This window comes from Bradyrhizobium algeriense, assembly GCF_036924595.1.
Lineage (GTDB): Bacteria > Pseudomonadota > Alphaproteobacteria > Rhizobiales > Xanthobacteraceae > Bradyrhizobium > Bradyrhizobium algeriense.
Genome location: NZ_JAZHRV010000001.1, coordinates 380658 through 405757 on the forward strand (window position 1 = coordinate 380658; position 25100 = coordinate 405757).

26 protein-coding genes and 2 tRNA genes are annotated in these 25100 nt (G+C 61.7%); 11 read left to right on the forward strand and 17 right to left on the reverse strand.

The annotated features are described in order from the left end of the window. The first annotated feature begins 8 nt into the window (after positions 1-8). The 3 genes from V1286_RS01855 to V1286_RS01865 all read left to right on the forward strand — a co-directional run bounded on the left by V1286_RS01855 (position 9) and on the right by V1286_RS01865 (position 1401). Complete coding sequence (locus V1286_RS01855) at positions 9-392, forward strand: phasin family protein (RefSeq protein WP_334477215.1); 384 nt, start codon at positions 9-11, stop codon at positions 390-392. Between the two features lie 251 nt (positions 393-643). Beyond that, entirely contained in the window at positions 644-1078 is a 435-nt protein-coding gene (locus V1286_RS01860) for a phasin (RefSeq protein ID WP_108522595.1), read from the forward strand. Between the two features lie 246 nt (positions 1079-1324). Beyond that, positions 1325-1401, forward strand: a tRNA-His gene (locus V1286_RS01865). 50 nt (positions 1402-1451) lie between these two features. Here V1286_RS01865 and V1286_RS01870 read toward each other — a convergent pair. Next, positions 1452-2054 carry a hypothetical protein gene (locus V1286_RS01870; RefSeq protein WP_334477217.1) on the reverse strand — a complete coding sequence of 201 codons (603 nt, stop codon included), beginning with the start codon at positions 2052-2054 and terminating at the stop codon, positions 1452-1454. Positions 2055-2416: 362 nt separating this feature from the next. Between V1286_RS01870 and V1286_RS01875 the strand changes: the two genes are divergently transcribed. From V1286_RS01875 to V1286_RS01885, 3 genes are all read left to right on the forward strand, one after another. Continuing rightward, a complete protein-coding gene (locus V1286_RS01875; protein ID WP_334477218.1) occupies positions 2417-2743 on the forward strand; it encodes a hypothetical protein in 327 nt (108 codons plus the stop codon). Between the two features lie 99 nt (positions 2744-2842). After that, entirely contained in the window at positions 2843-3172 is a 330-nt protein-coding gene (locus V1286_RS01880) for a hypothetical protein (RefSeq protein ID WP_334477219.1), read from the forward strand. Between the two features lie 191 nt (positions 3173-3363). Beyond that, positions 3364-4044, forward strand: coding sequence for a ParA family protein (locus V1286_RS01885; protein WP_108522570.1), 681 nt, complete (start codon positions 3364-3366; stop codon positions 4042-4044). Between the two features lie 180 nt (positions 4045-4224). On the opposite strand, the gene V1286_RS01890 is transcribed toward V1286_RS01885, so the two are convergent. Beyond that, positions 4225-4362 (reverse strand): hypothetical protein, encoded by a 138-nt coding sequence (locus V1286_RS01890; protein ID WP_190242140.1) that lies wholly within the window; start codon positions 4360-4362, stop codon positions 4225-4227. A 233-nt stretch (positions 4363-4595) separates the two neighbouring features. Here V1286_RS01890 and V1286_RS01895 point away from each other — a divergent pair, with 233 nt between their 5' ends. Then, positions 4596-4736 carry a hypothetical protein gene (locus V1286_RS01895; protein ID WP_334477220.1) on the forward strand — a complete coding sequence of 47 codons (141 nt, stop codon included), beginning with the start codon at positions 4596-4598 and terminating at the stop codon, positions 4734-4736. A 63-nt stretch (positions 4737-4799) separates the two neighbouring features. Here V1286_RS01895 and dapA read toward each other — a convergent pair whose 3' ends face one another. From dapA to trxB, 3 genes are all read right to left on the reverse strand, one after another. Then, the gene (gene dapA, locus V1286_RS01900; RefSeq protein WP_334477221.1) at positions 4800-5729 is read right to left on the reverse strand and encodes a 4-hydroxy-tetrahydrodipicolinate synthase; all 930 of its coding nucleotides are present in this window, start codon (positions 5727-5729) and stop codon (positions 4800-4802) included. Between the two features lie 672 nt (positions 5730-6401). Next, positions 6402-7325 (reverse strand): LysR family transcriptional regulator, encoded by a 924-nt coding sequence (locus V1286_RS01905; RefSeq protein WP_190242137.1) that lies wholly within the window; start codon positions 7323-7325, stop codon positions 6402-6404. Between the two features lie 2 nt (positions 7326-7327). Further along, positions 7328-8293, reverse strand: a complete 966-nt coding sequence (gene trxB / locus V1286_RS01910) for a thioredoxin-disulfide reductase (RefSeq protein WP_334477222.1) — start codon at positions 8291-8293, stop codon at positions 7328-7330. Positions 8294-8571: 278 nt separating this feature from the next. Between trxB and V1286_RS01915 the strand changes: the two genes are divergently transcribed. Beyond that, the gene (locus tag V1286_RS01915; RefSeq protein WP_334477223.1) at positions 8572-9051 is read left to right on the forward strand and encodes an Lrp/AsnC family transcriptional regulator; all 480 of its coding nucleotides are present in this window, start codon (positions 8572-8574) and stop codon (positions 9049-9051) included. Between the two features lie 102 nt (positions 9052-9153). Here V1286_RS01915 and V1286_RS01920 read toward each other — a convergent pair whose 3' ends face one another. The 5 genes from V1286_RS01920 to V1286_RS01940 form a co-directional block, all read right to left on the reverse strand. Then, positions 9154-9564, reverse strand: a complete 411-nt coding sequence (locus tag V1286_RS01920) for a DoxX family protein (protein WP_334477224.1) — start codon at positions 9562-9564, stop codon at positions 9154-9156. Positions 9565-9938: 374 nt separating this feature from the next. After that, on the reverse strand, positions 9939-10412 hold the full coding sequence (gene greA / locus V1286_RS01925; RefSeq protein WP_212419807.1) for a transcription elongation factor GreA: 474 nt from the start codon (positions 10410-10412) through the stop codon (positions 9939-9941). 219 nt (positions 10413-10631) lie between these two features. Next, the gene (gene carB, locus V1286_RS01930; RefSeq protein WP_334477226.1) at positions 10632-14096 is read right to left on the reverse strand and encodes a carbamoyl-phosphate synthase large subunit; all 3465 of its coding nucleotides are present in this window, start codon (positions 14094-14096) and stop codon (positions 10632-10634) included. Between the two features lie 287 nt (positions 14097-14383). Continuing rightward, positions 14384-14459, reverse strand: a tRNA-OTHER gene (locus V1286_RS01935). Positions 14460-14541: 82 nt separating this feature from the next. Continuing rightward, complete coding sequence (locus tag V1286_RS01940) at positions 14542-15246, reverse strand: class I SAM-dependent methyltransferase (protein ID WP_334477227.1); 705 nt, start codon at positions 15244-15246, stop codon at positions 14542-14544. 123 nt (positions 15247-15369) lie between these two features. Here V1286_RS01940 and V1286_RS01945 point away from each other — a divergent pair, with 123 nt between their 5' ends. Continuing rightward, a complete protein-coding gene (locus V1286_RS01945; RefSeq protein WP_334477228.1) occupies positions 15370-15903 on the forward strand; it encodes a Dps family protein in 534 nt (177 codons plus the stop codon). A gap of 273 nt (positions 15904-16176) precedes the next feature. Continuing rightward, complete coding sequence (locus V1286_RS01950) at positions 16177-16434, forward strand: hypothetical protein (protein ID WP_334477229.1); 258 nt, start codon at positions 16177-16179, stop codon at positions 16432-16434. Positions 16435-16447: 13 nt separating this feature from the next. Here the strand turns inward: V1286_RS01950 and V1286_RS01955 are convergent, their stop codons facing one another. The 6 genes from V1286_RS01955 to carA all read right to left on the reverse strand — a co-directional run bounded on the left by V1286_RS01955 (position 16448) and on the right by carA (position 23780). Then, the gene (locus V1286_RS01955) at positions 16448-17149 is read right to left on the reverse strand and encodes a Crp/Fnr family transcriptional regulator (protein WP_334477230.1); all 702 of its coding nucleotides are present in this window, start codon (positions 17147-17149) and stop codon (positions 16448-16450) included. Positions 17150-17871: 722 nt separating this feature from the next. Then, positions 17872-19314, reverse strand: coding sequence for a DUF1254 domain-containing protein (locus V1286_RS01960; RefSeq protein ID WP_334477231.1), 1443 nt, complete (start codon positions 19312-19314; stop codon positions 17872-17874). A gap of 89 nt (positions 19315-19403) precedes the next feature. Next, entirely contained in the window at positions 19404-20867 is a 1464-nt protein-coding gene (locus V1286_RS01965) for a DUF1254 domain-containing protein (RefSeq protein WP_334477232.1), read from the reverse strand. A gap of 346 nt (positions 20868-21213) precedes the next feature. Beyond that, complete coding sequence (locus V1286_RS01970; protein WP_334477234.1) at positions 21214-21729, reverse strand: cupin domain-containing protein; 516 nt, start codon at positions 21727-21729, stop codon at positions 21214-21216. Positions 21730-21893: 164 nt separating this feature from the next. Then, a complete protein-coding gene (locus tag V1286_RS01975) occupies positions 21894-22394 on the reverse strand; it encodes a PaaI family thioesterase (protein WP_334477235.1) in 501 nt (166 codons plus the stop codon). A gap of 195 nt (positions 22395-22589) precedes the next feature. Further along, on the reverse strand, positions 22590-23780 hold the full coding sequence (gene carA, locus V1286_RS01980; RefSeq protein ID WP_334477237.1) for a glutamine-hydrolyzing carbamoyl-phosphate synthase small subunit: 1191 nt from the start codon (positions 23778-23780) through the stop codon (positions 22590-22592). A 301-nt stretch (positions 23781-24081) separates the two neighbouring features. Here carA and V1286_RS01985 point away from each other — a divergent pair, with 301 nt between their 5' ends. Beyond that, on the forward strand, positions 24082-24537 hold the full coding sequence (locus tag V1286_RS01985) for a GatB/YqeY domain-containing protein (protein ID WP_108522585.1): 456 nt from the start codon (positions 24082-24084) through the stop codon (positions 24535-24537). A 179-nt stretch (positions 24538-24716) separates the two neighbouring features. Here the strand turns inward: V1286_RS01985 and V1286_RS01990 are convergent, their stop codons facing one another. Further along, complete coding sequence (locus tag V1286_RS01990; protein ID WP_334477240.1) at positions 24717-25028, reverse strand: hypothetical protein; 312 nt, start codon at positions 25026-25028, stop codon at positions 24717-24719. Positions 25029-25100 lie beyond the last annotated feature (72 nt).

Below are 25100 nucleotides of genomic sequence, written 5' to 3' on the forward strand. Positions count from 1 at the left end.
AACGCACCATGAGTGACGAAGTGCGAGACCGATTCGAGATACCCAAGGAAATGCGATCGATAGCGGAAGCAAGCGTCGAGCAGGCCCGCAAGACTTTTGAAAAATTCGTCGGCGCCGCGCAGACCGCCGCCGACTCCATCGAGGAGCGCAATGCCACAGTTCGCGCCAGCGCCAAGGACGTCAGCAGCAAGGCCATGGCCTATGCCGAGAAGAACGTGCAGGGCTCGCTCGATCACGCGCAGTCATTGCTGAAGGCCAAGGATCTGCCCGAGGTGATGCGGCTGCACAGCGAATATGTGCAGGCGCAAATGCGCGCGCTGGCGGAGCAGGCCAGCGAAATGAGCCAGACCGTCGGCAAGGCCGCCATGGACGCGGCGAAGCCGAAAGTGTGAGTGGCCGCCATCGGCGAAAAGCCCGGCACCAGGCTAGCCGGGATTGGAACCCGTATCCCGGGTTAAGTATGCGGCGATGCATCAGAAATTGCAGTGCGCTGCACAAATTTGACATGATATTGGTTCTAATTGGGCGAGCCCGTGGATGGGCACTTTCCGTGAGTGTGTGTGTAACCTTTCGGTCCGCCTTGCCTGCCCGGCGGTCCGCAAGGGGGAATGCCGTTTTAACCCCATTGTGAAGGATGCAAGCCGTGACCAGTTCCACCGATCCCTTCTCTGCCTCCATCATTCCCTTCGAAGTCCCCGAGCAGATGCGCGCGCTTGCCGAAAAGGGCGTCTCGCAGGCCCGCGACAGCTACGCCAAGTTCAAGGATGCCGCCGAGACCCACAACGGCACCATCGAGGCCGTGTTCACTTCGGCCAGCAAGGGCGCCAGCGAGTACAACGCCAAGCTGATCGAGTTCTTCAAGGCCAACACCACGTCCTCGCTCGATTTCGCGCAGGAGCTGTTCGGCGTGAAGACGCCGGCCGCCGCCCTCGAGCTGTGGACCTCGCACGCCAAGAAGCAGTACGAGACCTTCACGGTGCAAGCCAAGGAGCTCGCCGAACTCGGCCAGAAGGTCGCGACCGAGACCGTCGAGCCGATCAAGGCCTCGGCCTCGAAGCTTTACAAGCCGGCCGCCTGATCGTTTTCGGTATTGATCACGAAAAGCCCGGGCGAAGCGGCCCGGGCTTTTTGCTGCCAAGGTTTTTGCTGCCAAGGGGCGATTTGGCAGGGCCGCCGGGGCCCGGCCGAAGGTCCCGGTAAATGAACCCAAAATGCCCCCGGGACGACTATAATCCGTCACTCCGCGGCCTTGCCAAAGCGAGGCGTTGCACCTAGTTTCCGGCCCATTCGCGACCCCTCTTTTTGGGGCCATCGCGTGAAGGATGCAGTTGTAGCTCAGTTGGTTAGAGCGCCTGTCTGTGGAACAGGAGGTCGGTGGTTCGAGCCCACCCAACTGTACCAGCCCTCCACCGCTGCTAATTCGGAAAATGTCCGGCGCTGCTGCTGCCGGCTCATTCGCCCGCCTCAGGTCCGCTGCTCTTCACGCGGCCGCCGATCTTCATGAAAAGCCGGGCTGAGACGATCGCGCAGCAGGTCCAGACCAGAAATCCCAGCGCACCGGAAAAAACGTTTGCTGCCAAAGACCCAATGCCGGAACGGATGTCATGTGCGCCGCCAAGCCATGCGAGCCCTGCAATCGAAATGATGATCAGGATGAAGGGCAGCGCCGTAATGAAGTACGCCTTGACGATAAGCCAGGCATGGCCGCTTGTATCAGCGAAAGCGTTTCGGACCGAAGCGCCCGGCGCGTCTACAGCGATAGCGGGCAGGAAAATCGTCAGTCGCAGCACGGCAAAGACGACCAACGCAAACGAGACGATGCTGATGATGATTTCCGCGCCATCGGATGGTGCGACGGCGCCCGGCAGATGAAGCGGGATGTCCGTAAGCACCCAAAAGCCGGCAGTCCAGCCGAGCATGCGCCGAAACCGAACAGTCGATATATCGAAACGGTATCCGGAGGCAGCTTCACCTAATATCAGCAGGCGATAGATCGCGATTTCGAACGGCACGAGCACAAATGCGCCGATCAGATCGAGGACCTCCGCAAGCATGCGATTGTCCGATATTGCCGGAATTGCGCCGATCAACGCGAAGAAGGCGGCGCTCGCACAGGCAATGATGGACTGACTGCGCAGCCGCACCGATAGTTCGCCAAGGTCATCCCACACCGTTCGGAGAATCGTGCTGACGGATGGTCACGGTGTTGTGTCGCCTTTCCGCGGGAGTGAATTAAAATCAGTTATGGACGGCGACCGGCCCGCGTCAAAAGGCCAATACCCGCTCTGCTTGCCAATCTCCTAACGTTCACTCACAATTCCAGGGGAATCGGGCGCACGCAGCAATAAAGCCCGGTTGTTCCGTCGGGGTGGGGGAATCTATGTTGGCTGTCGCATCAAGGAGGGGCCAGCTCGGAATGTTGCTGGCTACCGTGCTCGGGGTTTCGATCCCGCCCGCCGCCGGTCAGACCTACACGCCCGAACAGGAGCAGGCCTGCACCGGTGACGCGTTCCGGCTGTGCAGCTCCGAGATTCCCGATGTCGGCCGCGTGACGGCCTGCATGGTCGCCAAAAAATCCCAGCTTTCGCCGCCCTGCCGCGCCCAGTTCGGGCCAGATTCCGAGCCCCGCGAGGCTGCGGCCAGACCGGCCGGCCGGCCGACCGTGATCCGGCCGGCAACGCCGCGCAAGGCCGTGAACGCCAAGGCGCGCAAGGCCAAAAAGCCGGCGAAACCGGCAACCTGACCGCATTACATCATTTTAAGATTCCCCAGCGCGCCAGGCTGACGCCTTGTTTGCGCCATCTGTAATGAACATCTCCTTTGGGCAAGAGGAGAGGGTTCATTGAGCGCACATCAAAAGGAGCTCGACCGGCATTTTGCCTGGTTTGAGAAAAAGCTGCCGCCTGGGCCGGCGAAGTTCGTTAGCTGGGTACGTAAGCCGTCATCGATCTACGTCCGGATTCCGCTCGCGTTTCTCCTGGTCGTCGGCGGCTTTCTCAGCTTCCTGCCGGTACTGGGACTCTGGATGCTGCCGCTCGGACTGCTTTTGTTCGCGCAGGACGTGCCGCCGCTGCAGAAGCCGATGGCGCAGGGGCTCGGATGGATCGAGCGCAAATGGCTCGAACGGCAGCGCGCAAAGCTCGAGCGTGAGCGTGCAAAAGGCGCGCAATGAGCCGATCACTTCACGCTGCAAGGCATTCAATCGATTCCGTTTTCGATTCCGAGCGTGCTTATACGGTGTGACTCAAAAACCAGCCTTGTTGGCAATTACGTGGCTTCATCGCGGCATCCCTTAAATTTTTCTTTCGCGAATCAGCCCGCTGATTCATTTTCAGCTTCTGGGGTCAACTTGGAGGCCAAGGTATGAACGTAATAGTATTTGCATCACGTAAGGGGGGCTCGGGAAAGAGTACCCTGGCTGCTCACCTCGCTGCCCATGTTCACAAGGCAACGAAGCCCATCCTTCTGGTCGATGCCGACCCGCAGGGCTCGCTTACTCTCTGGCACAAATTGCGCGGTACCAACGAACCGCCGATCAAGGCCGCGGTGAATTCCGTCAGCGGCATCGTCGCTGCCGCCAAGCGCGACGGCATCGAATGGGTGTTCATCGACACGCCGCCGAATCTTTCGGCCGTCGTCGACGACGCGATCCGTAACGCCACGATGGTGATCATTCCGGCGCGGCCCGGCGTGTTCGACGTCAACGCGGTGCAGGAAACGATTCAGACCTGCCGCTCGGCGCGCAAGCCCTACGCGGTCGTGGTCAACGGCGCACCTGCCGAACGCGACGGCGTCGAGAGCCGCATCGTCACCATCGCGCGCGAAGCGCTGGCGAAATTCCGCGCGCCGGTGTGGAGCGGCCAGATCACCAACCGCGCCGACCTGATCATGGCGCTGAGCCAAGGCGAAGGCGCCCGCGAATATTACGCGGAAGGCCGGGCCGCGGCCGAGATCACCAGGCTGTGGGGCGCGATCGAACGTTCGATCAAGGCGATCCGCGGGTCGGCGTCGGCATCGGGCGCCATGCACAAGCAGGCGGCGTAACAACGCCGCTTTTCTTTCTGACAAAGACGCGCGGCGCTCCGCGCGTTTTTCTTTTGTGGGTAGGGCAATGCTCCATCGCCGTCATTGCGAGCGAAGCGAAGCAATCCATCGCGCCGCGCGAAGAAAGAATGGATTGCTTCGCGTCGCTCGCAATGACAAGTGGAGTGAGAACAGCGTCCCTTACGCCACCATCAGCACGTAGAGCACGACGACCGGCGACAGCGTCAGGATCACCGACCAGATGCCGACGCCCCACAGAATGTCCTCGGTGCTAAAACTCTGTTCCCGAGGCATGGTGTTCTTGTATTCGAAATGCACGACGCGGCCCCGCGTTGCTGTTGTTGTGGAACTATCGATACGCAACCAGTTTTAAAAACCCGGTTGCGATTTCGCTTGCATTTGACCGCGTCTGCTACCGCCGATTAACCACCGCGCTATCCTGGTTAATGGCTGGTGAGTGCGAAGCCGCAACTTCGAGCGAAGGCCCGGCCGCGACATTAAAATTTTATCAGTAGGTTTCTCCTCAAGGAACATCACCGGGGGGAATCACGATGATCACGCACGACAAGAAATATCCGACCGGCGAACTCGCCCAGCGGGCGCATGACGTTCTCTTGGTGTCGTCGTTCGCGATCTGGGCGATGGTGCTCGGCTTCGCGCCGGTGCTGACCTATCGCCTGCTGGTCAGCTAAGGCGCATTGCTTCCGCTCGCCATCCAAGGCGAGCGGGGCCGGCCATCTCTCTTGGCGCGATGTTCAGGCCTGACGCAACAGCGGTAGCCTGCGCCGCTCGATTTCCTCGTCCAGCAACGCTGCGAGCTCCGCACTCACCTCCACCATCGGCAGGCGAACCTCGGCGCTATCGATCAGCCCGCTGCGCTTAAGCCAATACTTTGTCGGCGCCGGGCTCGGCTCGGCGAACAGCAGCCGGGTCAGTCCGGAAATGGCCTTCCAGCACGCCAGCGCGCCGCCACGATCGCCCTGCTTCATGATCGTCTGCACCGAGGCGAACGCTTCGGTCTCCAGATGCGCCGACAGCAGGATCGCTCCGTCGGCGCCGTCGGCGAGCGCTTCGTGATACAGCGCGTCTTCGCCGGTCAGCACGCGAAAGTCGGGCGGCCGCCGGCTCAGGAAATCGATCGACTGCGCGCGGTCGGCGCCGCAATCCTTCATGCCGGCGATGTTCGGATGCAAGGCGAGCTGAAGCAGCGTCTCGTTGGTGAGGCTGACGCCGGTCCGGTAGGGGATGTTGTAGAGCACGATCGGCCACGAGGCGTGATCGGCGAGCGCGGTGAAGTGCTGCACCAGGCCGCGCTGCGAGGGACGGATGTAATAGGGGCTCGCGATCAGATAGCCGTCGATCGGCCAGGCCGCTGTCTCATCCAGCGCATCCAGCACCTTCGCGGTAGAGGCGCCGGACAGGCCCAACAGGATCGGCAGGCGGCGGCCGCTGCCGGATAGCTCGCTGCGCGTCACCATCACCAGCCGCTCGAGCTCGTCCACGCGGAGCGACATGCCTTCGCCCGACGTCGCCGCGAGAATGAAGCCGTCGACCGGGCCGGCCGCGTAGTATCTGACGAGCCGGCGTAACGACGCCTCGTCGAGTTCGCCGTCGCGAAACGGCGTGATGAGCGGCAGCCACAGGCCCTGCAGGCGGCTTGCCAGATCGTTGGTCGGGTCAGTCATCGTTCCATCTCCTCATGGGGGTAAGCCGGAGACGGGACCAATAAAAAAACCCCGTCCAGACGGCGGGGCTTTCGGGATCGCGGGTTGCGGCAGAGTCTAGCGCGCGCGTCGATCTCGGGTCCCCAGGCGGGGACCTTTTTTCGACGACAAAGCTGCGCACGAACGCGTGATCATGTGCGGATGATGGTGGCAGCAGACCTCAATGTCAATCCGGCGCAACGATATGGCCGGTCGATGAAAGGCTTGTCGATGAAGGGCTTGCGGACGAAAAAAAAGCCGGGCCCAAAGGAGCCCGGCTTGAGGTATTGGCCACGTGAGGCCGACACAATCACCTTCCAAGAGGGATTACTGAACTGCCGCGCCACTGGAGGAGGGGGACATATGCGCGACGCGGCCGCTCAGCATTTAAGCACTATGATCCTCATCAGTGCTGTGCGGCAACCGTCCGAGCCGCATGTCAGTCATGCGGTGAGCGGGCCCTTTATAAAATAGGCTAATCCGCAAAGCCGGACGGCGAAACATTACTGGCTGCTGCTATCGCGTTTTCGAGCGAAGTGGCCACCGGTTCGCATAGCAATCTTGTGCAGATTGCCTAGACTTTTCTGCGGTAGAAAAACCGCGTCAAAACAAGAATCTAGAGCTTCGGTTCTGATGCAATCAGAACCTGATGCTCTAGGAGGGCCAGCGCTGCGCCTTGCTCACCACGAAGTCGCGGAACACCTGCACCCGCGCCACCGTCTTCAACTCTTCGGGATAGACAAAATACGTGTCGATCTGGATCGAGTCGGTCTCGCCGAACAACTGCACCAGGCGGTTGTTCTCCTCGACCAGATAGTCGGGCAGGGCGGCGATGCCGAGCCCCTGCTGACAGGCGCGGACCAGCCCCAGGATATTGTTGACCTTGAAGTAGGCCTCGCGCGGACCCGAGCCGTTACGGCCGGCGTCGATCAGCCAGGAGCGGTTCTGCAGATGCGTCGGAACCTGCGCATCGCTCAGCATGATGATGCGATGCGAGTCGAGGTCGTCCAGCGTGCGTGGCGTGCCGAAGCGCTTGATATATTCCGGCGAGCAATAGGCGTGGAAGCCGATCGAGAACAGCTTGCGCTGGATCAGGTCCGGCTGGGTCGGCTTGCGGGTGCGGATCGCGACGTCGGCCTCGCGCATCGACAGATCGAGATCTTCGTCGGTCACGATCATGGAGATCCGAATGTCCGGGTAGAGCGCGGTGAACTCGTCGAGCCGCGGGATCAGCCAGTTGATGCCGAGCGCCGGCGGCGTGGTGATCTTGAGGTCGCCACTCGGCCGCTCGCGGCTGTCGGTCAGCTTGGCGCGCGCCGCCTGCAACTGCATGAACACGTCATGCGCGGTGCGAAACAACAGGTCGCCCTGTTCGGTGAGGATCAGCCCGCGCGCGTGGCGGTGGAACAGCGATACCGCGAGCTCCTGCTCCAGCGCGCTGACCTGCCGCGATACCGCCGATTGTGAAAGCCCGAGCTGTTCGCCGGCGTGGGTAAAGCTTCCCGCCTCTGCAGCCGCGTGAAAGACTTTCAGCTTGTCCCAATCCATGTCCGATGATCCGTCCCGTGTTCTAGGCATGATTACTCCGCCGCCGCGCGATCGGTCGCGCGCAAAGCCAGGAAGCGTTCAGCCTCGAGGGCCGCCATGCAGCCGAGGCCGGCGGCCGTGACCGCCTGCCGATAGGTTTCGTCCGCCACGTCGCCCGCGGCGAACAGGCCGGGAATAGACGTGGCGGTCGAGTTCGGCGCCACCTCGACATAGCCGGAGGATTTCAGCTTGATCTGGCCTTTGACGAGGTCGGTTGCGGGCGCGTGGCCGATGGCGATGAAGACGCCGTCGGCCGGCACATCCGTAAGGCTGCCGGTCTTGACGTTCTTCAGCCGCACATGGGTGACCTTGCCCGGGTTTTCGGTGCCGCAGATCTCGTCGATCGCACTGTCCCAGATCACCTTGATCTTGGGGTTCTTGAACAGGCGATCCTGCAGGATGCGTTCGGCGCGGAAATGATCGCGGCGGTGCACGATCGTTACTTGCGAGGCGAAATTGGTGAGGAACAGCGCTTCCTCGACCGCGGTGTTGCCGCCGCCGACGACCATGACTTCCTTGCCGCGGTAGAAGAAGCCGTCGCAAGTCGCGCAGGCCGAGACGCCAAAGCCCTTGAATTTTTCTTCGGAAGCGATGCCGAGCCAGCGCGCCTGCGCGCCGGTGGCGAGGATCACGGTTTCCGCCAGATAAACGTCGCCGCTATCGCAGGTCAGTCGGAACGGCCGCTGCGCCAGTTCGAGCTTGTTGACGAAATCAGTGACGATCTTGGTGCCGACATGCGCCGCCTGTTTCTCCATCTGCTCCATCAGCCACGGGCCCTGGATGACGTCGGCGAAGCCCGGATAGTTTTCCACGTCGGTGGTGATGGTGAGCTGCCCGCCGGGCTGGATGCCCTGGATCAGCACCGGCTCCAGCATCGCGCGCGCCGCGTAGATCGCCGCGGTGTAACCGGCGGGGCCGGAACCGATAATGACGACCTTGGCATGGATAGGCGCGGGCATCGGCGGATCCCTCTCTTATTCGGGGGTTTTGTTGACTGAGCAGAAAGCGCCCCGGAAGGACGTCGCGGGGCGCCGAAAGTGTCAAATCCAAGTCTAAGATATCTGGGTAGCTATGCAAGAATTGCAATTCATCCCAGCGAATTTTCCCCGGAACTGAAGTAACAATCGCGAAATGTGGCGCTGCACGCGCAATAAAATTGCGCAAGCTGCGCCGCCTGCGCTAAGAGAGTTGCCAGGAAGGCTGCTTAAGCGAACCAAAACCAGGGAACCCGACGCGCGTGTCGAAGAATCTTGACGAAATCGACCTCAGAATCCTTGCCGAAATCCAGTCCGACGGCCGAATCACCAACGTCGAACTGGCCAAACGCGTCGGCATTTCGCCGCCACCCTGCCTGCGCCGGGTCCGCACGCTGGAGGAAGAGGGCTACATCCAGGGCTACCGCGGCCTGTTGGATCCGCGCCGGCTTGGTTTCGACGTCACGGTGTTTGCGTCCGTCCATCTGTCCAGCCAGGCGGATGCGGATCTGCGCGCGTTCGAGGACTTTGTTCGTGCCGAGCCCCTGGTGCGCGAATGCTGGATGCTGTCCGGCGAGGTGGATTTCATTTTGAAATGCGTCGCGCCCGACATGGCGACGTTTCAGGATTTCGTCACGCACCTGACGGCTGCACCCCACGTGCGCAACGTCAGGACGTCGCTGGTGCTGCACAATTCGAAGTACGAAGCGGCGGTGCCGCTCGATGTGAAGGTGGCGGGCTGACGCGAAGCGTCATTCCGGGGCGCGCAAAGCGCGAACCCGGAATCTCGAGATTCCGGGTCTGGTGCTTACGCACCATCCCGGAATGACTGAGCTGACGCTCAGTTACCTCTTCCGCATCTCGTCGACGCTGTACGGCCCGCCGCCCGCGGTCGCCAAATAGAGGCAGGCGAAGCAGAACAGAATCGCGGAGGTGCCGGCGTTGAGCAGCGGCAGGAACACCGGATTGGCCGGATCCTTGAACATGTGGCCGAGGAAATAGGCGAAGGCCATTTCACCCGAGAGGATGAACGCGCTGATGCGCGTGAATAGCCCGATCATCAGCAGCGCGCCAAGCACAAGTTCGAGCGCGCCGGCCGTCGTGATCAGCGGCGGGATGTTGGCGAAATAGGGCAGTACCGGAAACTTGAAGATCTTGGCTACGCCGTACTGAAACAGCAGAAGCCCGGTGATGAAGCGAAACAGGCTCAGAGCCGTCGGCTGCCATTTAGCGAGCATCTTGTCGAATTGGTCCATGTCATCGTCCCCCTTGTTTGGCACACTAGAAACTTAGCGTCACAACATTACACGGTGTTGGCCGATTGCGTGTGATGCCGACACAACACCCCAGAAATTGAATCATTCCCATCTTCGCGACAATCGTCGCGATTGCAGCGCAACAAGATGCCGTCCCGAAGCACCGGAGCTTGCCGTTCACCGCGCGCCTTGCGGCGAAAACGCCAAGACCTGAAGCGCCGGCGCTCCGTCCATTTAGTTATGATTTATAAGCATTGTCCGGAAGTCGGATATTATGGAATCCTCCGCAGCTCCACTCACAATGCTGTCAGCATGCGGCCAACAAAAAAGCCGCGTCGAAACGCGGCTTTGTCGCAACAGTAACTCGCAGGTGACTATCGCCACTCGACCTTGGTGATCTCGTAGGCCTTGGCGCCGCCCGGCGCCACGACTTCCACCGTCGAGCCCTTTTTCTTGCCGATCAGGGCGCGGGCCAGCGGCGAGGTGATCGAGATGCGGCCTTTCTTGGCGTCGGCTTCCGGCTCGCCCACGATCTGCCATACCGTTTTCTTCTCGGTGTCTTCGTCGACCAGCGTGACGGTGGCGCCGAACTTGACGGTGTCGCCGGAGAGCTTGGAGATGTCGATAATGTCGGCGCGCGCGAGCTTGTCTTCGAGCTCGGCGATGCGGCCTTCGTTGTGCGACTGCTCTTCCTTGGCGGCGTGATATTCCGCGTTTTCGGAAAGGTCTCCATGCGAGCGCGCCTCGGCGATATGCTCGATGATGCGCGGACGCTCCACCGACTGGCGCTGCTTCAACTCAACCTCCAGGGCGGCATAGCCGCTCGCGGTCATCGGAACCTTTTCCATCATCATCTCTTCTGTCCTTCGATCGTGCGAACCGCCAAAATGGTTGCGCGCACGAGCCACGCTTTCGATTTCGATCAGGCCTTTCGGCTCGGCACGCGAGCCTGCCAGCCTATTGATTTCCGGCCCCGTCAGGGGCCGACAACATCCAAACCAACGGTGGGTTCCAGCCTACCGGCTTTGTTGCCAATCGTTTAGCGGGCATTTGAGGCCGGCTGACGATCAGTTTTCGGAAAAGTAGCTCTGCAGGGTGCGGACCTCAAGGTCCCCGCCCAGATAGGCGCGGATGCCCTGCGCGGCCGCCACGGCACCTGAAAGAGTGGTGTAGTACGGCACTTTATGCAAGAGGGCAGCCCGCCGCAATGAACGGCTGTCGGCCAGCGCCTGCGGCCCCTCGGTGGTGTTGAAAACGAGCTGGATGTCGCCATTGGTGATGGCGTCGACGATGTGCGGCCGTCCTTCCAGCACCTTGTTAACCTTCTCGGTCGGAATGCCGTTGTCGGTGAGGAATCGCTGGGTGCCTGATGTGCCCATCACCTTGAAGCCGAGCGAGTGCAGCAGCCGCACCGCTTCCGCGATGCGGTTCTTGTCGATCTCGCGCACCGAGACGAACACCGTGCCCTTGCGCGGCACGCGGGTGCCGCCGCCGAGCTGGCTCTTTGCGAACGCCACCTCGAAGGAGCGGTCGATGCCCATGACCTCGCCGGTCGAGCGCATCTCCGGACCGAGCACGGTGTCGACGCCGGGGAAGCGCGCGAACGGAAAGACCGACTCCTTGACGCCGACATGCTCGAGCTTGCGCTTCTTCAACTTGAAGTCCGCAAGCTTCTCGCCGGCCATGATCCGGGCCGCGATCTTCGCCACCGGCATGCCCATCACTTTGGCGACGAATGGCACCGTGCGTGACGCCCGTGGATTGACCTCGAGCACGTAGATCTCCCCGTCCTTGATCGCATACTGCACGTTCATCAACCCGACGACGTCGAGGCCGAGCGCGAGTTCGCGGGTCTGCCGCTCCAACTCGGCGATCATCTGGGCGTCGATCGAATGCGGCGGCAGCGAGCAGGCGGAATCGCCGGAGTGAATGCCGGCTTCCTCGATATGCTCCATGATGCCGACGATGAAAGTGTCTTTGCCGTCGCACAGGCAGTCGACGTCGATCTCAATGGCGTCGGACAGATAGCGGTCGAACAGCAGCGGATTGGTGCCGAGCACGGTATTGATCTGGCCGGTCTTGTCGTTGGGATAGCGCGCCTTGACGTCACCCGGCACCAGTTCCGGCAAGGTGCCGAGCAGGTAATCGCTGAGCTGGGTGTCCTCGCGGATGATCTGCATCGCGCGACCGCCGAGCACATAGGACGGACGCACCACCAGCGGCAGGCCGAGATCGGCGGCCACCAGCCGCGCCTGCTCGACCGAATAAGCGATACCGTTCTTCGGCTGCTTAAGGCGCAGCTTGTCGAGCACGCGCTTGAAGCGGTCGCGGTCTTCGGCGAGGTCGATGGCGTCGGGCGAGGTGCCGAGGATAGGCACGTTGGCGGCTTCCAGCGCGCGCGCCAGCTTGAGCGGCGTCTGGCCGCCGAATTGCACGATCACGCCGTGCAGGGTGCCGTTCTGCCGCTCGGTGGCGATGATCTCGAGCACGTCCTCCGATGTCAGCGGCTCGAAATACAATCGGTCCGCGGTATCGTAGTCGGTCGATACCGTTTCCGGATTGCAGTTGATCATGATGCTTTCATAGCCGGCGTCGTGCAGCGCGAAGCAGGCATGACAGCAGCAGTAGTCGAATTCGATGCCCTGGCCGATCCGGTTCGGTCCGCCGCCGAGAATAATCACCTTGCTCTTGTCGGACGGCGCGCTCTCGTCGGCGAGCTTGCCTGCGAACGGCGCCTCATAGGTCGAATACATGTAGGCAGTGGGGGAGGCGAATTCCGCGGCGCAGGTGTCGATGCGCTTGAAAGCGGGGCGGACGCCGAGCGCGTGACGTTTTGCGGTGATCTCGGCCTCGGTGGACTCAGACAGCACGGCCAGCCGCGCGTCCGAAAAGCCCATCGCCTTCAGCATGCGCATGCCGTAGCCGTTCGGCGGCAGGCCGTTCGCCTTGATCTTTGCTTCCATGTCGACGATGCCGCGCATCTCGCTGAGGAACCAGGGATCGATCTTGCAGGAATTGAAGATCTCTTCATTGGACCAGCCGAGCCGCATCGCCTGCGCCACCTGCAGGATGCGGTTCGGCGTCGGCGTGCCCAATGCGGCGCGGATCGCGTTCTTGTCGTCGCCGCGGCCGAGCCCCTCGATCTCGATCTCGTCGAGCCCGGTCAGTCCGGTCTCGAGACCGCGCAACGCCTTCTGCAGGCTCTCCTGGAAGGTGCGGCCGATCGCCATGACTTCGCCGACCGACTTCATCGAGGTCGTCAGCGTGGTGGAGGCGCCGGGAAATTTCTCGAACGCAAACCGCGGCACCTTGGTGACGACGTAATCGATCGTCGGCTCGAACGAGGCGGGCGTCGCGCCGCCGGTGATGTCGTTGGCGATTTCATCGAGCGTGTAGCCGACCGCGAGCTTGGCGGCGACCTTGGCGATCGGGAATCCCGTTGCCTTGGAAGCGAGCGCCGAGGAGCGGGACACGCGCGGGTTCATCTCGATCACCACCATGCGGCCGTCGTCGGGGTTGACACCGAACTGCACGTTGGAGCCGCCGGTCTCCACCCCGATCTCGCGCAGCACCGCCAGCGAGGCGTCGCGCATGATCTGGTATTCCTTGTCGGTCAGCGTCAGCGCCGGCGCCACTGTGATGGAATCGCCGGTGTGCACGCCCATCGGATCGAGGTTCTCGATCGAGCAGACGATGATGCAATTATCCTTCTTGTCGCGCACCACCTCCATCTCGAACTCTTTCCAGCCGAGCACCGATTCCTCGATCAGCACTTCGTTGGTCGGGGAGGCGTCGAGGCCGCGTTCGATGATGTCGAGAAACTCTTCCTTGTTGTAGGCGATGCCGCCGCCGGTGCCGCCCATGGTGAAGGAGGGGCGGATGATCGCGGGCAGCCCGATTTCGGACAGCGCCATCAGCGCTTCGCCGAGCGCGTGCTCCTGGTAGCGCTTGCGGCGCTCGTTCTCTCCGAGCGTCCATTGCCGCTCGCACTCTTCCAGCGCGGCGCCCGACAGCTTCTCGCGCTCGGCCAGGTATTTGTCGCGGTAGGACTTCTTCAGCGCCGAGGCATTGGCGAGCCGCGATTTCGGCGTCTGCAGGCCGATCTTCTCCATCGCGTTGCGGAACAGCTGACGGTCCTCGGCCTTGTCGATGGCATCCGCGGTGGCGCCGATCATCTCGACGTCGAATTTGTCGAGCGTGCCCTGCCGACGCAGCGACAGCGCGCAGTTCAGCGCGGTCTGGCCGCCCATGGTCGGCAGCAGCGCAAAGCCGCCCGGAATGACATGGCGTTCCGCCTCGATGATCTTGGCGACGATTTCGGGGGTGATCGGCTCGATATAGGTCGCATCCGCCAGTTCCGGGTCGGTCATGATGGTGGCCGGATTGGAATTGACGAGGACGATGCGGTAGCCCTCTTCCTTCAGCGTCTTCACCGCCTGGGTGCCGGAATAGTCGAATTCGCAGGCCTGGCCGATCACGATGGGACCGGCGCCGATGATCAGGATGGTGGAGATATCTGTTCTTTTGGGCATCGGCTCTCAGACTGGAAATTGGGCACAAAAAAAGGGCGCGCAGCCGCGCGTCCCCTAAGCCAAGAGCGCGGGTCACCCTCGCGCGCGGGTGGTCTTTAGACCAGATTCCGCACCCGCGAAACCCCCAAAAACGGGCCATCAACGGGGATTTTAGGGGATTTGGCCGCTCTGTGCGTTACGGCGGTCTGGTCCGTCTACGCTTTCGCTACGCTCAAGCTACGCCGGACACGCTCCGACCTGACGATCTCCGGGTGGCTGCGCCACGCGTAGCCCGTCAGGGCGAAGCGTGGAGGCCCGGCCTGGATTTGAACCAGGATAAAGAGCATTGCACTGCTCCCGCGTCGTCGCTTCCGCCACCGGGCCGCGGCAATCATTGCTTATCACGGCGCGGTGAACCACCCCTTACCGCGCCTTAGGGTTAACAACCTTAGCGCGCGATTAGAACTCAGGGGCGCTGGAAAGCGTGGCGCGCCACGAACGTCATCCGCCACGGGTTGTGGCCGATGTTGAGATGGGCGCGTGAGGCGGCGAAGCCGGCGGCGGCGAGTTTGTCGATCATCTCGTCTTCGCGGTAGCGCTGCAGCCCGACGCGGGTGCGCAGTTGCCGGTAGTCCGACAGCGCCGTGCTCGCGAGCCCGTACAGGGCGTCTTTCAGGAAGCCGTGGGCGGAAGCGAATTTCAACAGCGCCAGCACGTCCCTGGCCATGCCGACTTCGGGCCGCAAAATATCGCCCAGCACCAGGCGGCCGTTCGGCTTCAACAGCCGGCGAATGACGGCGAACGCCGAATCCAGTTCGTCCGGCGTCATGTATTGCGCGACCGAATTCATGACGGCGAGATCGACCGAGTTTTCCGCCATTCGGCTGAGATCCTCGAGCGAGCGGACGCGGATCCTGGTGTTCGGTGCAAAGCGCGCAATCAGCCGGCCGCGGACACCGGGGGCGGGTTCGGCCAGATAGAGCTGGGCACAGGCGTCGGCTACCTTGGCGGCCGACAGCGCCTCACCGCAGGCATAGTCCAGCACGACGGAGTCGGGCGAGGAAATGTAGCCGATGATGTCGCGCGCGATGATCTGGAAATGCAGGTCGCGATGCAGCTTGCTCGCATAAATCGTATGCGTGGAATCGTAATAGTCGATCCATTCATCCATGCGTGCAGCGCCCGGCAATAGTGCGGTTCCTGTGCCGGAACCGGCGTGAAAGTGATGCGTTAGGTCGTCCGACGGCCAATGTCCACTGCCGCCGCAGTCCGGTTCCTAACAGGAAGGTGCAATGTGAGCAAAACCAACAACAAATCCGACAAAGTATCCGCCGAACTCGATACACCGACCGACCTGCCGCAGGCCGCGGTGGACAAGATCTCAGCGTCGCTCAATACGTTGCTGGCGGATGCATTCGCCCTCTATCTGAAGACCAAGAATTTCCACTGGCATGTCAGCGGCCGGCATTTCAACGACTATCATCTGATGCTGGACCAGCAGTCGGAGGCGATTTTCGCCACCACCGACCAGCTCGCCGAACGGGTGCGCAAGCTCGGCGGCATTACGCTGCGCTCGATCGGGCAGATCGCCAAGCTGCAGACCATCCAGGACAACAACGAGGCCTATGTGCCGCCGCGCGAAATGCTGCGCGAGCTGATGGAAGACAACAAGAAGATGGCCGCGGCGATGCGCAAGGCCCACAAGCTTTGCGACGACCATGAGGATTCCGGCAGCGCAAGCCTGCTCGAAGTCTTCATCGACGAGACTGAGCGCCGCACCTGGTTCCTGTTCGAGGCCAGCCGTCAGGAAGGCGCCAACGCGGCGTAAAAGCCGGCAAGGGAGCGAAGGGCGGCGGCTCCGGTCGAAACCGGGGGCGCCGTTCCGGTCAAAGATGCGTGAAAAAAGCGCACGTCTTTAGGTGGTACTGCAAGATTCCGATAATCAATTTAAGCGAGCCTGCGTGAGGCGTCGCTATGATGAAAGCCGCCCGGTTGGTCCGTGCAGAAGCGGATGCTACCGGGCCGTGTATTGCCGGCTGTTCTGGTTTGGAATCGATCGATGCAGAAAGTAATTGAATTTCGTGGCCCGAAGTCTGAGGCCGTGGCGGAGCCGCTGGCGGCGCCGCCGTCCATGGAACGGATATTGGCGGTGGTCAATTCATTGTCCCGCACGCTTGATTGCATCAAGACCATGTGCGCGACCGAGCCGAACGGGCCGGTCCGCGACAAGCTGGAGACGGAACGGGCAAATCTTGTCATCGGGCTTTTCGTCGCCCGGGTCGCCGCGATGCGGGTTTCCTCGGGCGAGCCCGTACCGGATTCAGCCAGTTCAACCTTGCCGACCGCCAGTCGCCGTTGAATACCGCAATGCTCTAATCGTCGAGCGGGCCCAGCAGCTCCTCGTACCGCTTCTCGATGCGCTCGTAACAGTCGCAGGAGACGGCGTGCAGCCCCTTGGCGTCGATGATGGAAATGCGGCCGCGGCCGATCTGGATGAGGCCGGCATTCTGCAGCGTGCGCTCGACCAGATTGATGGTGGTGCGCTGGACCCCGAGCATCTGCCCGAAGAACTCCTGGGTCAGGCGGATGTCGTTGCTGCCCAGCCGTCTCCGGCACTGCATGAGCCAGCGCGCGGCCCGGTTTTCCACCTGGTGCAGCGCCTGGCAAGCGGTCGATTGCTGCGACTGCGCGAGCAAGGAGAGATCGAACAGCGCAACGGTCTTTCGAAAACTTTCGTTCTCCCGTCCGGCCCGATGAACTTCCGCGGCAGGGATGCGGACGGCTTCGCCGGCGACCTGCACGATCGAATCTGCAAACGACGTCGTGATGCCGTGGATGGTGGAGGATCCGATCATGCCCTCGCGGCCGACGATGGAGGTCTCGGCTGTCCCGCCCTGGTCGGTGCCGGCGAGAACGGAAATGATGCAGGAGCGCGGGAAATAGGCGAACTCGATTTCCGACGATGAGCCGTGGAGCAGTTCGCCATGTTCGACTGATATCGTCCGCATGTGCGGTTTCAGCAGGGCAAGCGCTGAAGCATCCAGCTTGCTCAAAATGTGATTTTCAGCGGCCACGAGGAACTCCAGCGCGAGTTAGGCGGGAGCTTCAACTCTCTCTGTCGCCGATGCCCAAGGCTAAAAGCCGGCGATAGACCCACAATGGGCGCAACCAACGGCAATAGCTAATTAATTCTGGGTTGATAGTCGGGTATCGGACAGTTCGGCTGATATATTTGGACTATTATGTGAAGTGTCGGGCATTGGACGGATCTAACGGCGTTTTCGTAGGTTAAGTAGCGCCTTGTGAATGGCTGTCGGCGTGCGAAATACAAGCGCCGATAGGTTCAACCCAACGCTGGGTGAGTGTCATGCTAGCCCCGGAAAGACCCCCTCCAGAGCTTCTGCCGATGCGGCCGCGTTGCCCCGATTGCGAGGCGCGGATGATTACGACTGCCGTTTCGGATGGGCCGGAAGGTTTGGAGCAGCGTACGTTTGAATGCGCACAATGCGGCCACACCGAAACCAGGACGATGGCGTACGATCCGCTCAAATCCAACGCCGTTGGCTGGCTCGAAAGCGAATTGCGGCGCCCCAAATGACGGCCGGGTTCGCTTAAGCCGTGCTGCGCTTCCATAGCTTCACCGGCGGGCCATCTTCGCCACGCACCGGGTCGGTCGTGCGAGCGGCCGCCGACAATATCTCCGCACGGGGAGGGGTCTTTCTCCGCGAAAGACCCCCTTGGCTCCGCGAAAGACCCCCTTGGCTTTGGTCCTGCCTTCACACCGCGCCGGCTGGCATCATTTCGCGGCGGCGATTGCCGGCGGCTTCCACGTGCCTTCGCCCGCAGGCAGGACCGACGGTGCTTCGGTCCTCGGCCAGTAGAGGCGCATCACCAGATAGATCGGACCATCTGGCGCGGGCAGCCAGTTGGCCTCCTTGTCGGCGCCGGGCGATTTGTTCTGGACGTAAAGCGTCAGCGACCCGTCGGCGTTTGTCTTCATGCTCGGCAGCATCGGCGAATTGACCAAATAGCGGTTGATCGGATTTTCGATCAGTAACTGGGTCTTGCCGTCATACATGGTCAGCGACCAGAAGGCGTTCACGGGCGGGAGTTGGCCCGGCGGGAATGTCAGCGTGTAGTTCTTTTTGCTGCCGTCGAGGGTTTGACCTTCACCGTCGACGCGCGTGAGCGGATACATCGCCTCCGCTGCATCGTTGCCGTAAATGCCCGCCTGTGCGGCGACGGCGCGCTTCAACCAGTCGCCGTTGTAATGGGCGCTGTCGCCGGGCAGCGAACTGATCCGCCAGCCATTGACCTCCTTGCCGACGTTGGCGACAGCCTCATCGACCTTGCGCTGGCCTTCCTTCATGCCGAGGCCGACCTCCAGTTTGTCCTCCAGCGAGAGGTCCTTGAAATTGAAGGTCTTGCCGGGGCCGACGCCAATGCGTGCAAGCTGGGCGCGCATTTCCTTCTCGTTCTCTTGCGGAGGTGAAAACTGCAGCGCGAAGTCGAGAAACTCGAAGAAGTTCGTCTTCACGAGTTGCTTGTCGATTTTCGGAAAGTCGATGGCCGCCGCGCCAATCGTTGCCGGCTCTTTCAGATAGGCGGACAGCGTCTGCACCTTGTAGCCGTCCTGCACCTTCCTGACGTTGCCGAGGTCGTCCGGGTTGAAAAGCTGGGTGCGATATCCCGCCACCGAAAATTGTGTGCCCGACCTGAACACCTTCTTGATCCCGGGTGGGGTTGCCCCTTTCCAGTCCGGCCCGACCACCATGTAGTCGCCTGCCTCGCTTCCCGTGGCACGGCTGCCGATATAGCCATAGTTGTAGGTGTTGCCGTCGCAGAGCATCACCGAGTAGTAGCGCTTGGGGTCGATCGCCGGGACCGAAAGGACAATCGGCTCCGCCCGCAGGTCCATCCATACGAACGAATAGGGCGTGTCGCTGTTCGGCGTTACGATGGCGGTATCTTTATAGGTGAATACGTTGGGTTCATTCTTGATCTGATTGAACGGCGCCTTGAATTGCCCGGAGTTACGATCGATGGCGTATTCATGCATCACAGCGTAGTTCATCACGATGGGCAGGCCATAGATGAAGCCTGCCTCGGCAATGTCTTTTGCTTTCAGGAAGCCAGGGCGCTCGGCGCCTGTCTGCACTTGTGCCAGCGCCGAATTCGCCGTTGAGGCGGTAATTGCCGCCAAGGCGACGGAACGAAGAAGATCGCGTTTCGTCAGCATTTTGAATGTCTCCAAGAGATCGAGTGTGAGATTTCAATTCTGAAGCGATGCAAGCCGGCGGCCGGCAAAAGGTCGGCCGCCGCACTGTCTTACTGGGCCGAAAGGCCCACCGTTGTCGGCGTCTTCACGACCGGCGGGGGATTCCATTTTCCCGTCAGCGCTTCCGACTTCGGACTGTAGAGGCGCATGGTCAGGTTGAAGGCTCCCTTCGGCGCCGGAAGCCAGTTGGCTTCCATGTCCTTGCCAGGACTTTCGTTCTGAATGTAGAGGTCAAGCGAGCCGTCGGCATTTTGCTTGAACGGCATCCAGCTGGAGACCGCAAACCGGTTCAGCACGTTGCCGACCTGGAATCCTTGGGGATCGTAGAGGGTGATCGACCAGAACGCATTGGTCGGCGGGGCGGCGCCCTTCTCGAACGTGATGGTGTATTTGTTTGCGCCGTCGAGCGGCTTGCCGGACTCGTCGCCGAGATTGAGCGGATAGATGGCGTCCTCGGGCAGGTTCGCACCGAGTCCGAGTTGAGCGACGATCGCCCGCTTCAAATAGTAGTTGCCGTAGACGCCCATCGTATCGGTGTTCATCGACCAGCCATTGGCAACCCGCGCCAGCGTCGGCACCTTCCAGGCCATCAGCTTCTGCGCGTCCTGCGGCGCGGCCTCCAAGGCTCGTTGCACGACCGGATCGAGCTTGCCGATGTCGAAGCTCTTGCCCGGCTCGATGCCGATTTTCTTCATCTGCGCGATGATCGGCTCGTCGGTGACATGCGGCGGATGAAGCTTGAGCAACTCGGCGGCATAAGCGAAATACACGCCCGCCGACATGGTATCGACCTGAGTTTTTGGCGGCGTCTTCATGTCGACGCTGGGGTCGATCTTGACCTCGACCGGCTTCGGCGTCTTGCCGAATTCCGAAAGCGGGGTGACCTTGTAGCCGGCCTGGATCTTGTGAACCGCAGCGTAATCCGCCGGGCCGTCCGTCTTGGTGCGGCCGATCACCCAGACATAGGGCGTTGGCGCTTCGATCCGCTGCGTGTCCTTTGGAAGCTTGAACTCCTCGGCGAACCTGTCACGCAGATCGGGCCGCCAGCCCGCGGGCGTTATCAGAAAGGTCCCCGCCCTGGTGCCCGTCGTCCGCCAGCCCGGTGACGCAAAGACATCGGTCCACATGTCGAGCATCGGCAGCAGGTAGTAGCGTCCGTCGGTATCCGGAACCGAAATGACGACGGGCTCCCTCGTCATGTCCAGCCATGAAGAGGAATACAGCGTGTCGAAATTGGTTCGCACGACACCTTTGAAATCGGCAGGCGGGTATTCGCGCACGTTGACGAACGTGTTCATCGGGCCCTTGAAGGCATCCTTGCCTTGTTCGACGTTTGTGAACTGCTTGCGGGACAGATCCATCGACATGATGGAGTAGAAGTAAACATAGGCGTCGACCGCAATGGCGTGCGCCTCCTGTTCGGTGACGGGCGCCGTCGATTGCGCGAGCGCCACCGGCGCAGCCGCGGCGCCGAGGCAGAGAGACAATGTCAGCGTCAGAATTCCTCGAAACATGTCGAATCCTCCTCTTCTGATGTCTGCTGTGGTTGTTTGTGAGAAGCTTGGAGCAGCTGATGCCGTCAGGTGATGCGTATGACCTCCATTGCCTTTGCAGGAATGCAGCAGCGGACACGGAAGCGCTGTCGCTCCTAGCGATGAATTGAATCACGTGTCTTGACGGGTCATCGGCAGCTAAAACGCCGCGGCGTATGCTGACTTAAATCAAGGTTCTTGGAAAAGTGATGCCAGCAGGCTTAACGAATGGTATCTAAACTACCTCCACGTGCGACACCTTAGCACGGGCAGGAGATAGTGGTAAGTCGTGGCAGTCATTCGTGGCGGTGGCGGACAGGCCGAATGGTCAGCTGCGCTTCCACAGTCTGACCAGCGGGCCGTCCGCGCCCATGACCGGATCGGTCTTCGGCAGCTTCACTTCCGGAATCGTCTTCAGCGCCTTTGCATGGTTCTCCGGCGTCGGCCGCGTGATCTGCATCGGTGGTCCCGGCGGATAGGCGCCGACCACGCAAAAGTCTTCGCTTGCCGAGATCAGCTGGTGGCCGGTCCCCGCGGGCAGGATCGCGACGTCGCCGGCCGAGATATCGAGTGCCTTGCCGTGGTCGCCGCCGAACTGCACGCGCGCGTGCCCACGGGCGACGCCGAGCGCCTCATGCACCGTCGAATGGTAGTGCGGATAGTCGTAGACGCCGTTGCGCCACATCGCGCCCCAGCCATTGGCGCCGAACAGCCCCTCGATGGTCTTTTCGGGGTGATCGTTCGCAACATCCACCGCACCCTTGTAGACCAGGAACGGCATCGAGCTGTTGGGAACGAGGCCGTCATCGGCGAAGACGAAAGCGAGCGGTTCGATGTCGGGCATGATCATTCTCCGAAATCGCAAAAATCGTAGGGTGGACAAAGCCACCGGGTCGCGCGAATGCGCGCCCGATGACAGGCTCCGCGTGCCCACCATTGCTTGCGGAGTGCTGATGGTGGGCACGCTTCGCTTTGCCCACTCTGCAAATTCAAACCGTTGTCCGCCGCTCACGTTCCCTTTGGAATCTCGAAAACCAGACACGTCATGGTCGAATGCGCGAGCAGCCGGCCTTTGGCGTCGGTGATGCGCGCCTCCGCGGTGGCGGCGCGGCGGCCGACGCTGAGCGTTTTGCCCTCGCTGCGAACGGGGCCGGTATCCTCCGTCATGCCCTTGATGAAGGAAATCTTGAATTCGAGCGTGGTGTAGCCGGTGCCGGCGGGAAGCGCGGTGTGGACCGCAAGCCCCATCGCGGAATCCAAGAGGATCGCGGCATAGCCGCCATGCACCGAGCCGATCGGATTGTAATGCCGGAAGCCCGGCACGCTGTGGAACACGACGTGGCCGGTCTCGGCGGTGGAATCGAACGGCTCCACGTTCTGCATGATCGGCGGGCAGGGCAATTTGCCGTCGAAGATGGCGCGGACGAAATCCAGCCCTGACATCGAGGCCATCACATGCGTCGGCGTCACGCCGTATTCGACCTTGGCGACGGTGGGCTTGACGTCCATGGCAATTCCCTTTGTTAAATTATGATAATCATATGATGGGATCGAATGGATTGCCAGTGGTTGCCCCGTGCGTCATTGCGAGCGCAGCGAAGCAATCCATCAAGCGGCAAAGTACGTATGGATTGCTTCGCGGAGCCTGTCATCCGGCGGCGCTACGCGCCGACCGGGTGGCTCGCAATGACCGGGAGGGCGATCTTACGCCCGCTTGTTCGCCCGCATCAGATCCGCGAACCGCTTGAACAGATAGTGCGAGTCGCGCGGGCCCGGCGAGGCTTCGGGGTGGTACTGCACCGAGAATACCGGCTTGCCCTTGAGCTCGATACCGCAATTGGAGCCGTCGAACAACGAGATGTGGGTTTGCGTCGCGCCCTCCGGCAGCGTCGCCTGATCCACGGCAAAGCCGTGGTTCATGGAGGTGATCTCCACCTTGCCGGTGGTTTCGTCCTTCACCGGATGGTTGGCGCCGTGATGGCCCTGGTGCATCTTCATGGTCTTGGCGCCGACGGCCAGCCCCAGCATCTGGTGGCCGAGGCAGATGCCGAAGGTCGGCGTGCCCGAGGAGATCACCTGCTGGATGACAGGCACTGCGTATTTGCCGGTCGCGGCCGGATCGCCCGGGCCGTTGCTCAGGAAAACGCCGTCCGGCTTCATCGCCAGAATGTCTTCGGCCGAGGTCGTCGCCGGCACCACCGTGACCTTGCAGCCTTCACCGGCGAGCAGCCGCAGAATGTTGCGCTTGATGCCGTAGTCGATCGCAACCACGTTGAACTCCGGCTCGCTCTGCCGGCCAAAACCCTTTTCCCAGGCCCATGGCATCTCGTCCCAGGTGAAACGCTGGGCTGATGTCACCATCGGCACCAGGTCCATGCCTTCGAGGCCGGGCCATTCGCGGGCTTCTTCCTTCATCCCGTGCAGGTCGAACTCGCCATTTTTGGCGTGGGCGATGACCGCGTTCGGCATGCCCTTGCTGCGGATCAGCGCGGTCAGCGCGCGGGTGTCGATGCCGGAGAGGCCGATGATGCCGCGGGCGCGCAGCCACTGGTCGAGATGTTTGGTGGCGCGGTAGTTCGAGGGATCGGTGATCGCCGTGCGCAGGATCACGCCGCGCGCGCCGGGCGTCGCCGCCATGTTCACCGTTTCGATGTCTTCCTCGTTGGTGCCGACATTGCCGATATGCGGGAAGGTGAAGGTGATCAATTGCCCGGCATAGGAGGGATCGGTGAGGATCTCCTCGTAGCCGGTCATCGCGGTGTTGAAGCAGACCTCGCCGACGGCGTGGCCTTCCGCGCCGAGGCCAAAGCCCTCCAGCACGGTACCGTCGGCAAGCACGAGGAGCGCGGTCGGTTTGTGGTCCGGCCAGGCTGAGGGTTTTTCAGATGTTGTCATGAGCGCACTTCATAGTCGCAAGCGCCCCCGCGCGTCAAAGCCGGAAGACGTGGATTCACATGCGTTTGCCGCATATTTGTCAGCCGGTTCCGCCGCGTCAGCGGTTTTTGGCCAAATCGGCCCGAATCGGGCGGCTCGGCCTGATCAATCCCGAGGCGGATGCCCCCATTCCGGCCTCGCCCGCCCACCTGCGGATCACCCCCGTGATGCCAGTGGCGTGGCGCGCGCAGTCCCTATATAGACGCGGAATCTTCCGATAGACCAAGAGCCTTTCCGGCGGCGCCATTTTAGTGAGGCAATCATGCTGCGCGACGACATCAACAATGCGGTCAAGGACGCCATGAAGGCGAAGGACGAGCGCAAGCTCTCCACGCTGCGCATGGTCAATTCGACCATCAAGAACGCTGATATCGCCGCGCGCGGGGAGGGCAAGCCGCCGCTAACAGACGCGGATCTGCTTGGCGTGTTTCAAAAGATGATCAAGCAGCGCCAGGAATCGGTCGAGCTCTACGACAAGGGCGGCCGCGCTGAACTGGCCGCGCAGGAACGCGAGGAGATCGCGATTATCTCGGCCTATCTGCCCAAGCAGATGTCGGAGGACGAGATGAAGGCGGCGATCACGGCCGCGATCGCCGAGACCGGCGCCGCCGGCATGAAGGACATGGGCAAGGTGATCGGCGTGCTGCGCGCAAAGTTCGCCGGCCAGATGGATTTCGGCAAGGCCAGCGGCATGGTGAAGGCGGCGCTCGCGGGATGAGTTCTTTCCGCACGAGCCCTCAGTCTTCGCTTGGCCCGTTCGCATCCGCTTTAGGCTGCATATCGGACTGAAAGCAGACGTCGCGCGAGATCCGAAAAGTGCCCCCGCGAGGCGCCGGATCAGTGGCGGTTCCGGGTCATTCACGCCCTTGAAACAATTATCCTTTGTTGCTCGCAGTCTTAGTCGCAGACGCGCTCCCTGCGCGTGATCCTGCGGCCGTCGTCCCGTTCGATCGTGGTAGTCTCCATGCGGCAGCGTTGTCGCGGGCCGACGGTGACACCACCTGGGCCGACGCCAACTGTAGTGTCGGAGTCGTACCGGCGACGGTCCCTATAATAGCGGTCGTCGCGGTCCCGCCCGACCTGAACATCGACGCCGACCTGGGCCATCTTGACGCCTTGCTTGACGTCTTGGGCCTTGGCCGGAGTAACGAGCGGGGCAGTCGTCAGCACGGCTGCGGCTGCCGCCACGGCAAAAGCGATCTTCATCATGTGGGGTCCTCCCTGGCTTGATTTGGAGGTTCAACGGGCACGAACACCGAGGGTTCCATGGGCGACAAGTCT

What these genes read in the sequence shown, in the direction of transcription:
- V1286_RS01970 (WP_334477234.1), bottom strand. Translation starts at nt 21,729, where the DNA reads ATGCCCGACATCGAACCGCTCGCTTTCGTCTTCGCCGATGACGGCCTC.
- V1286_RS01870 (WP_334477217.1), bottom strand. Translation starts at nt 2,054, where the DNA reads ATGCTTGCGGAGGTCCTCGATCTGATCGGCGCATTTGTGCTCGTGCCG.
- V1286_RS01920 (WP_334477224.1), bottom strand. Translation starts at nt 9,564, where the DNA reads ATGGACCAATTCGACAAGATGCTCGCTAAATGGCAGCCGACGGCTCTG.
- V1286_RS01875 (WP_334477218.1), top strand. Translation starts at nt 2,417, where the DNA reads ATGTTGCTGGCTACCGTGCTCGGGGTTTCGATCCCGCCCGCCGCCGGT.
- carA (WP_334477237.1), bottom strand. Translation starts at nt 23,780, where the DNA reads ATGACAACATCTGAAAAACCCTCAGCCTGGCCGGACCACAAACCGACC.
- carB (WP_334477226.1), bottom strand. Translation starts at nt 14,096, where the DNA reads ATGCCCAAAAGAACAGATATCTCCACCATCCTGATCATCGGCGCCGGT.
- greA (WP_212419807.1), bottom strand. Translation starts at nt 10,412, where the DNA reads ATGGAAAAGGTTCCGATGACCGCGAGCGGCTATGCCGCCCTGGAGGTT.
- V1286_RS01985 (WP_108522585.1), top strand. Translation starts at nt 24,082, where the DNA reads ATGCTGCGCGACGACATCAACAATGCGGTCAAGGACGCCATGAAGGCG.
- trxB (WP_334477222.1), bottom strand. Translation starts at nt 8,293, where the DNA reads ATGCCCGCGCCTATCCATGCCAAGGTCGTCATTATCGGTTCCGGCCCC.
- V1286_RS01855 (WP_334477215.1), top strand. Translation starts at nt 9, where the DNA reads ATGAGTGACGAAGTGCGAGACCGATTCGAGATACCCAAGGAAATGCGA.
- V1286_RS01990 (WP_334477240.1), bottom strand. Translation starts at nt 25,028, where the DNA reads ATGATGAAGATCGCTTTTGCCGTGGCGGCAGCCGCAGCCGTGCTGACG.
- V1286_RS01960 (WP_334477231.1), bottom strand. Translation starts at nt 19,314, where the DNA reads ATGCTGACGAAACGCGATCTTCTTCGTTCCGTCGCCTTGGCGGCAATT.
- V1286_RS01895 (WP_334477220.1), top strand. Translation starts at nt 4,596, where the DNA reads ATGATCACGCACGACAAGAAATATCCGACCGGCGAACTCGCCCAGCGG.
- V1286_RS01885 (WP_108522570.1), top strand. Translation starts at nt 3,364, where the DNA reads ATGAACGTAATAGTATTTGCATCACGTAAGGGGGGCTCGGGAAAGAGT.
- V1286_RS01940 (WP_334477227.1), bottom strand. Translation starts at nt 15,246, where the DNA reads ATGGATGAATGGATCGACTATTACGATTCCACGCATACGATTTATGCG.
- V1286_RS01975 (WP_334477235.1), bottom strand. Translation starts at nt 22,394, where the DNA reads ATGGACGTCAAGCCCACCGTCGCCAAGGTCGAATACGGCGTGACGCCG.
- dapA (WP_334477221.1), bottom strand. Translation starts at nt 5,729, where the DNA reads ATGACTGACCCGACCAACGATCTGGCAAGCCGCCTGCAGGGCCTGTGG.
- V1286_RS01905 (WP_190242137.1), bottom strand. Translation starts at nt 7,325, where the DNA reads ATGCCTAGAACACGGGACGGATCATCGGACATGGATTGGGACAAGCTG.
- V1286_RS01965 (WP_334477232.1), bottom strand. Translation starts at nt 20,867, where the DNA reads ATGTTTCGAGGAATTCTGACGCTGACATTGTCTCTCTGCCTCGGCGCC.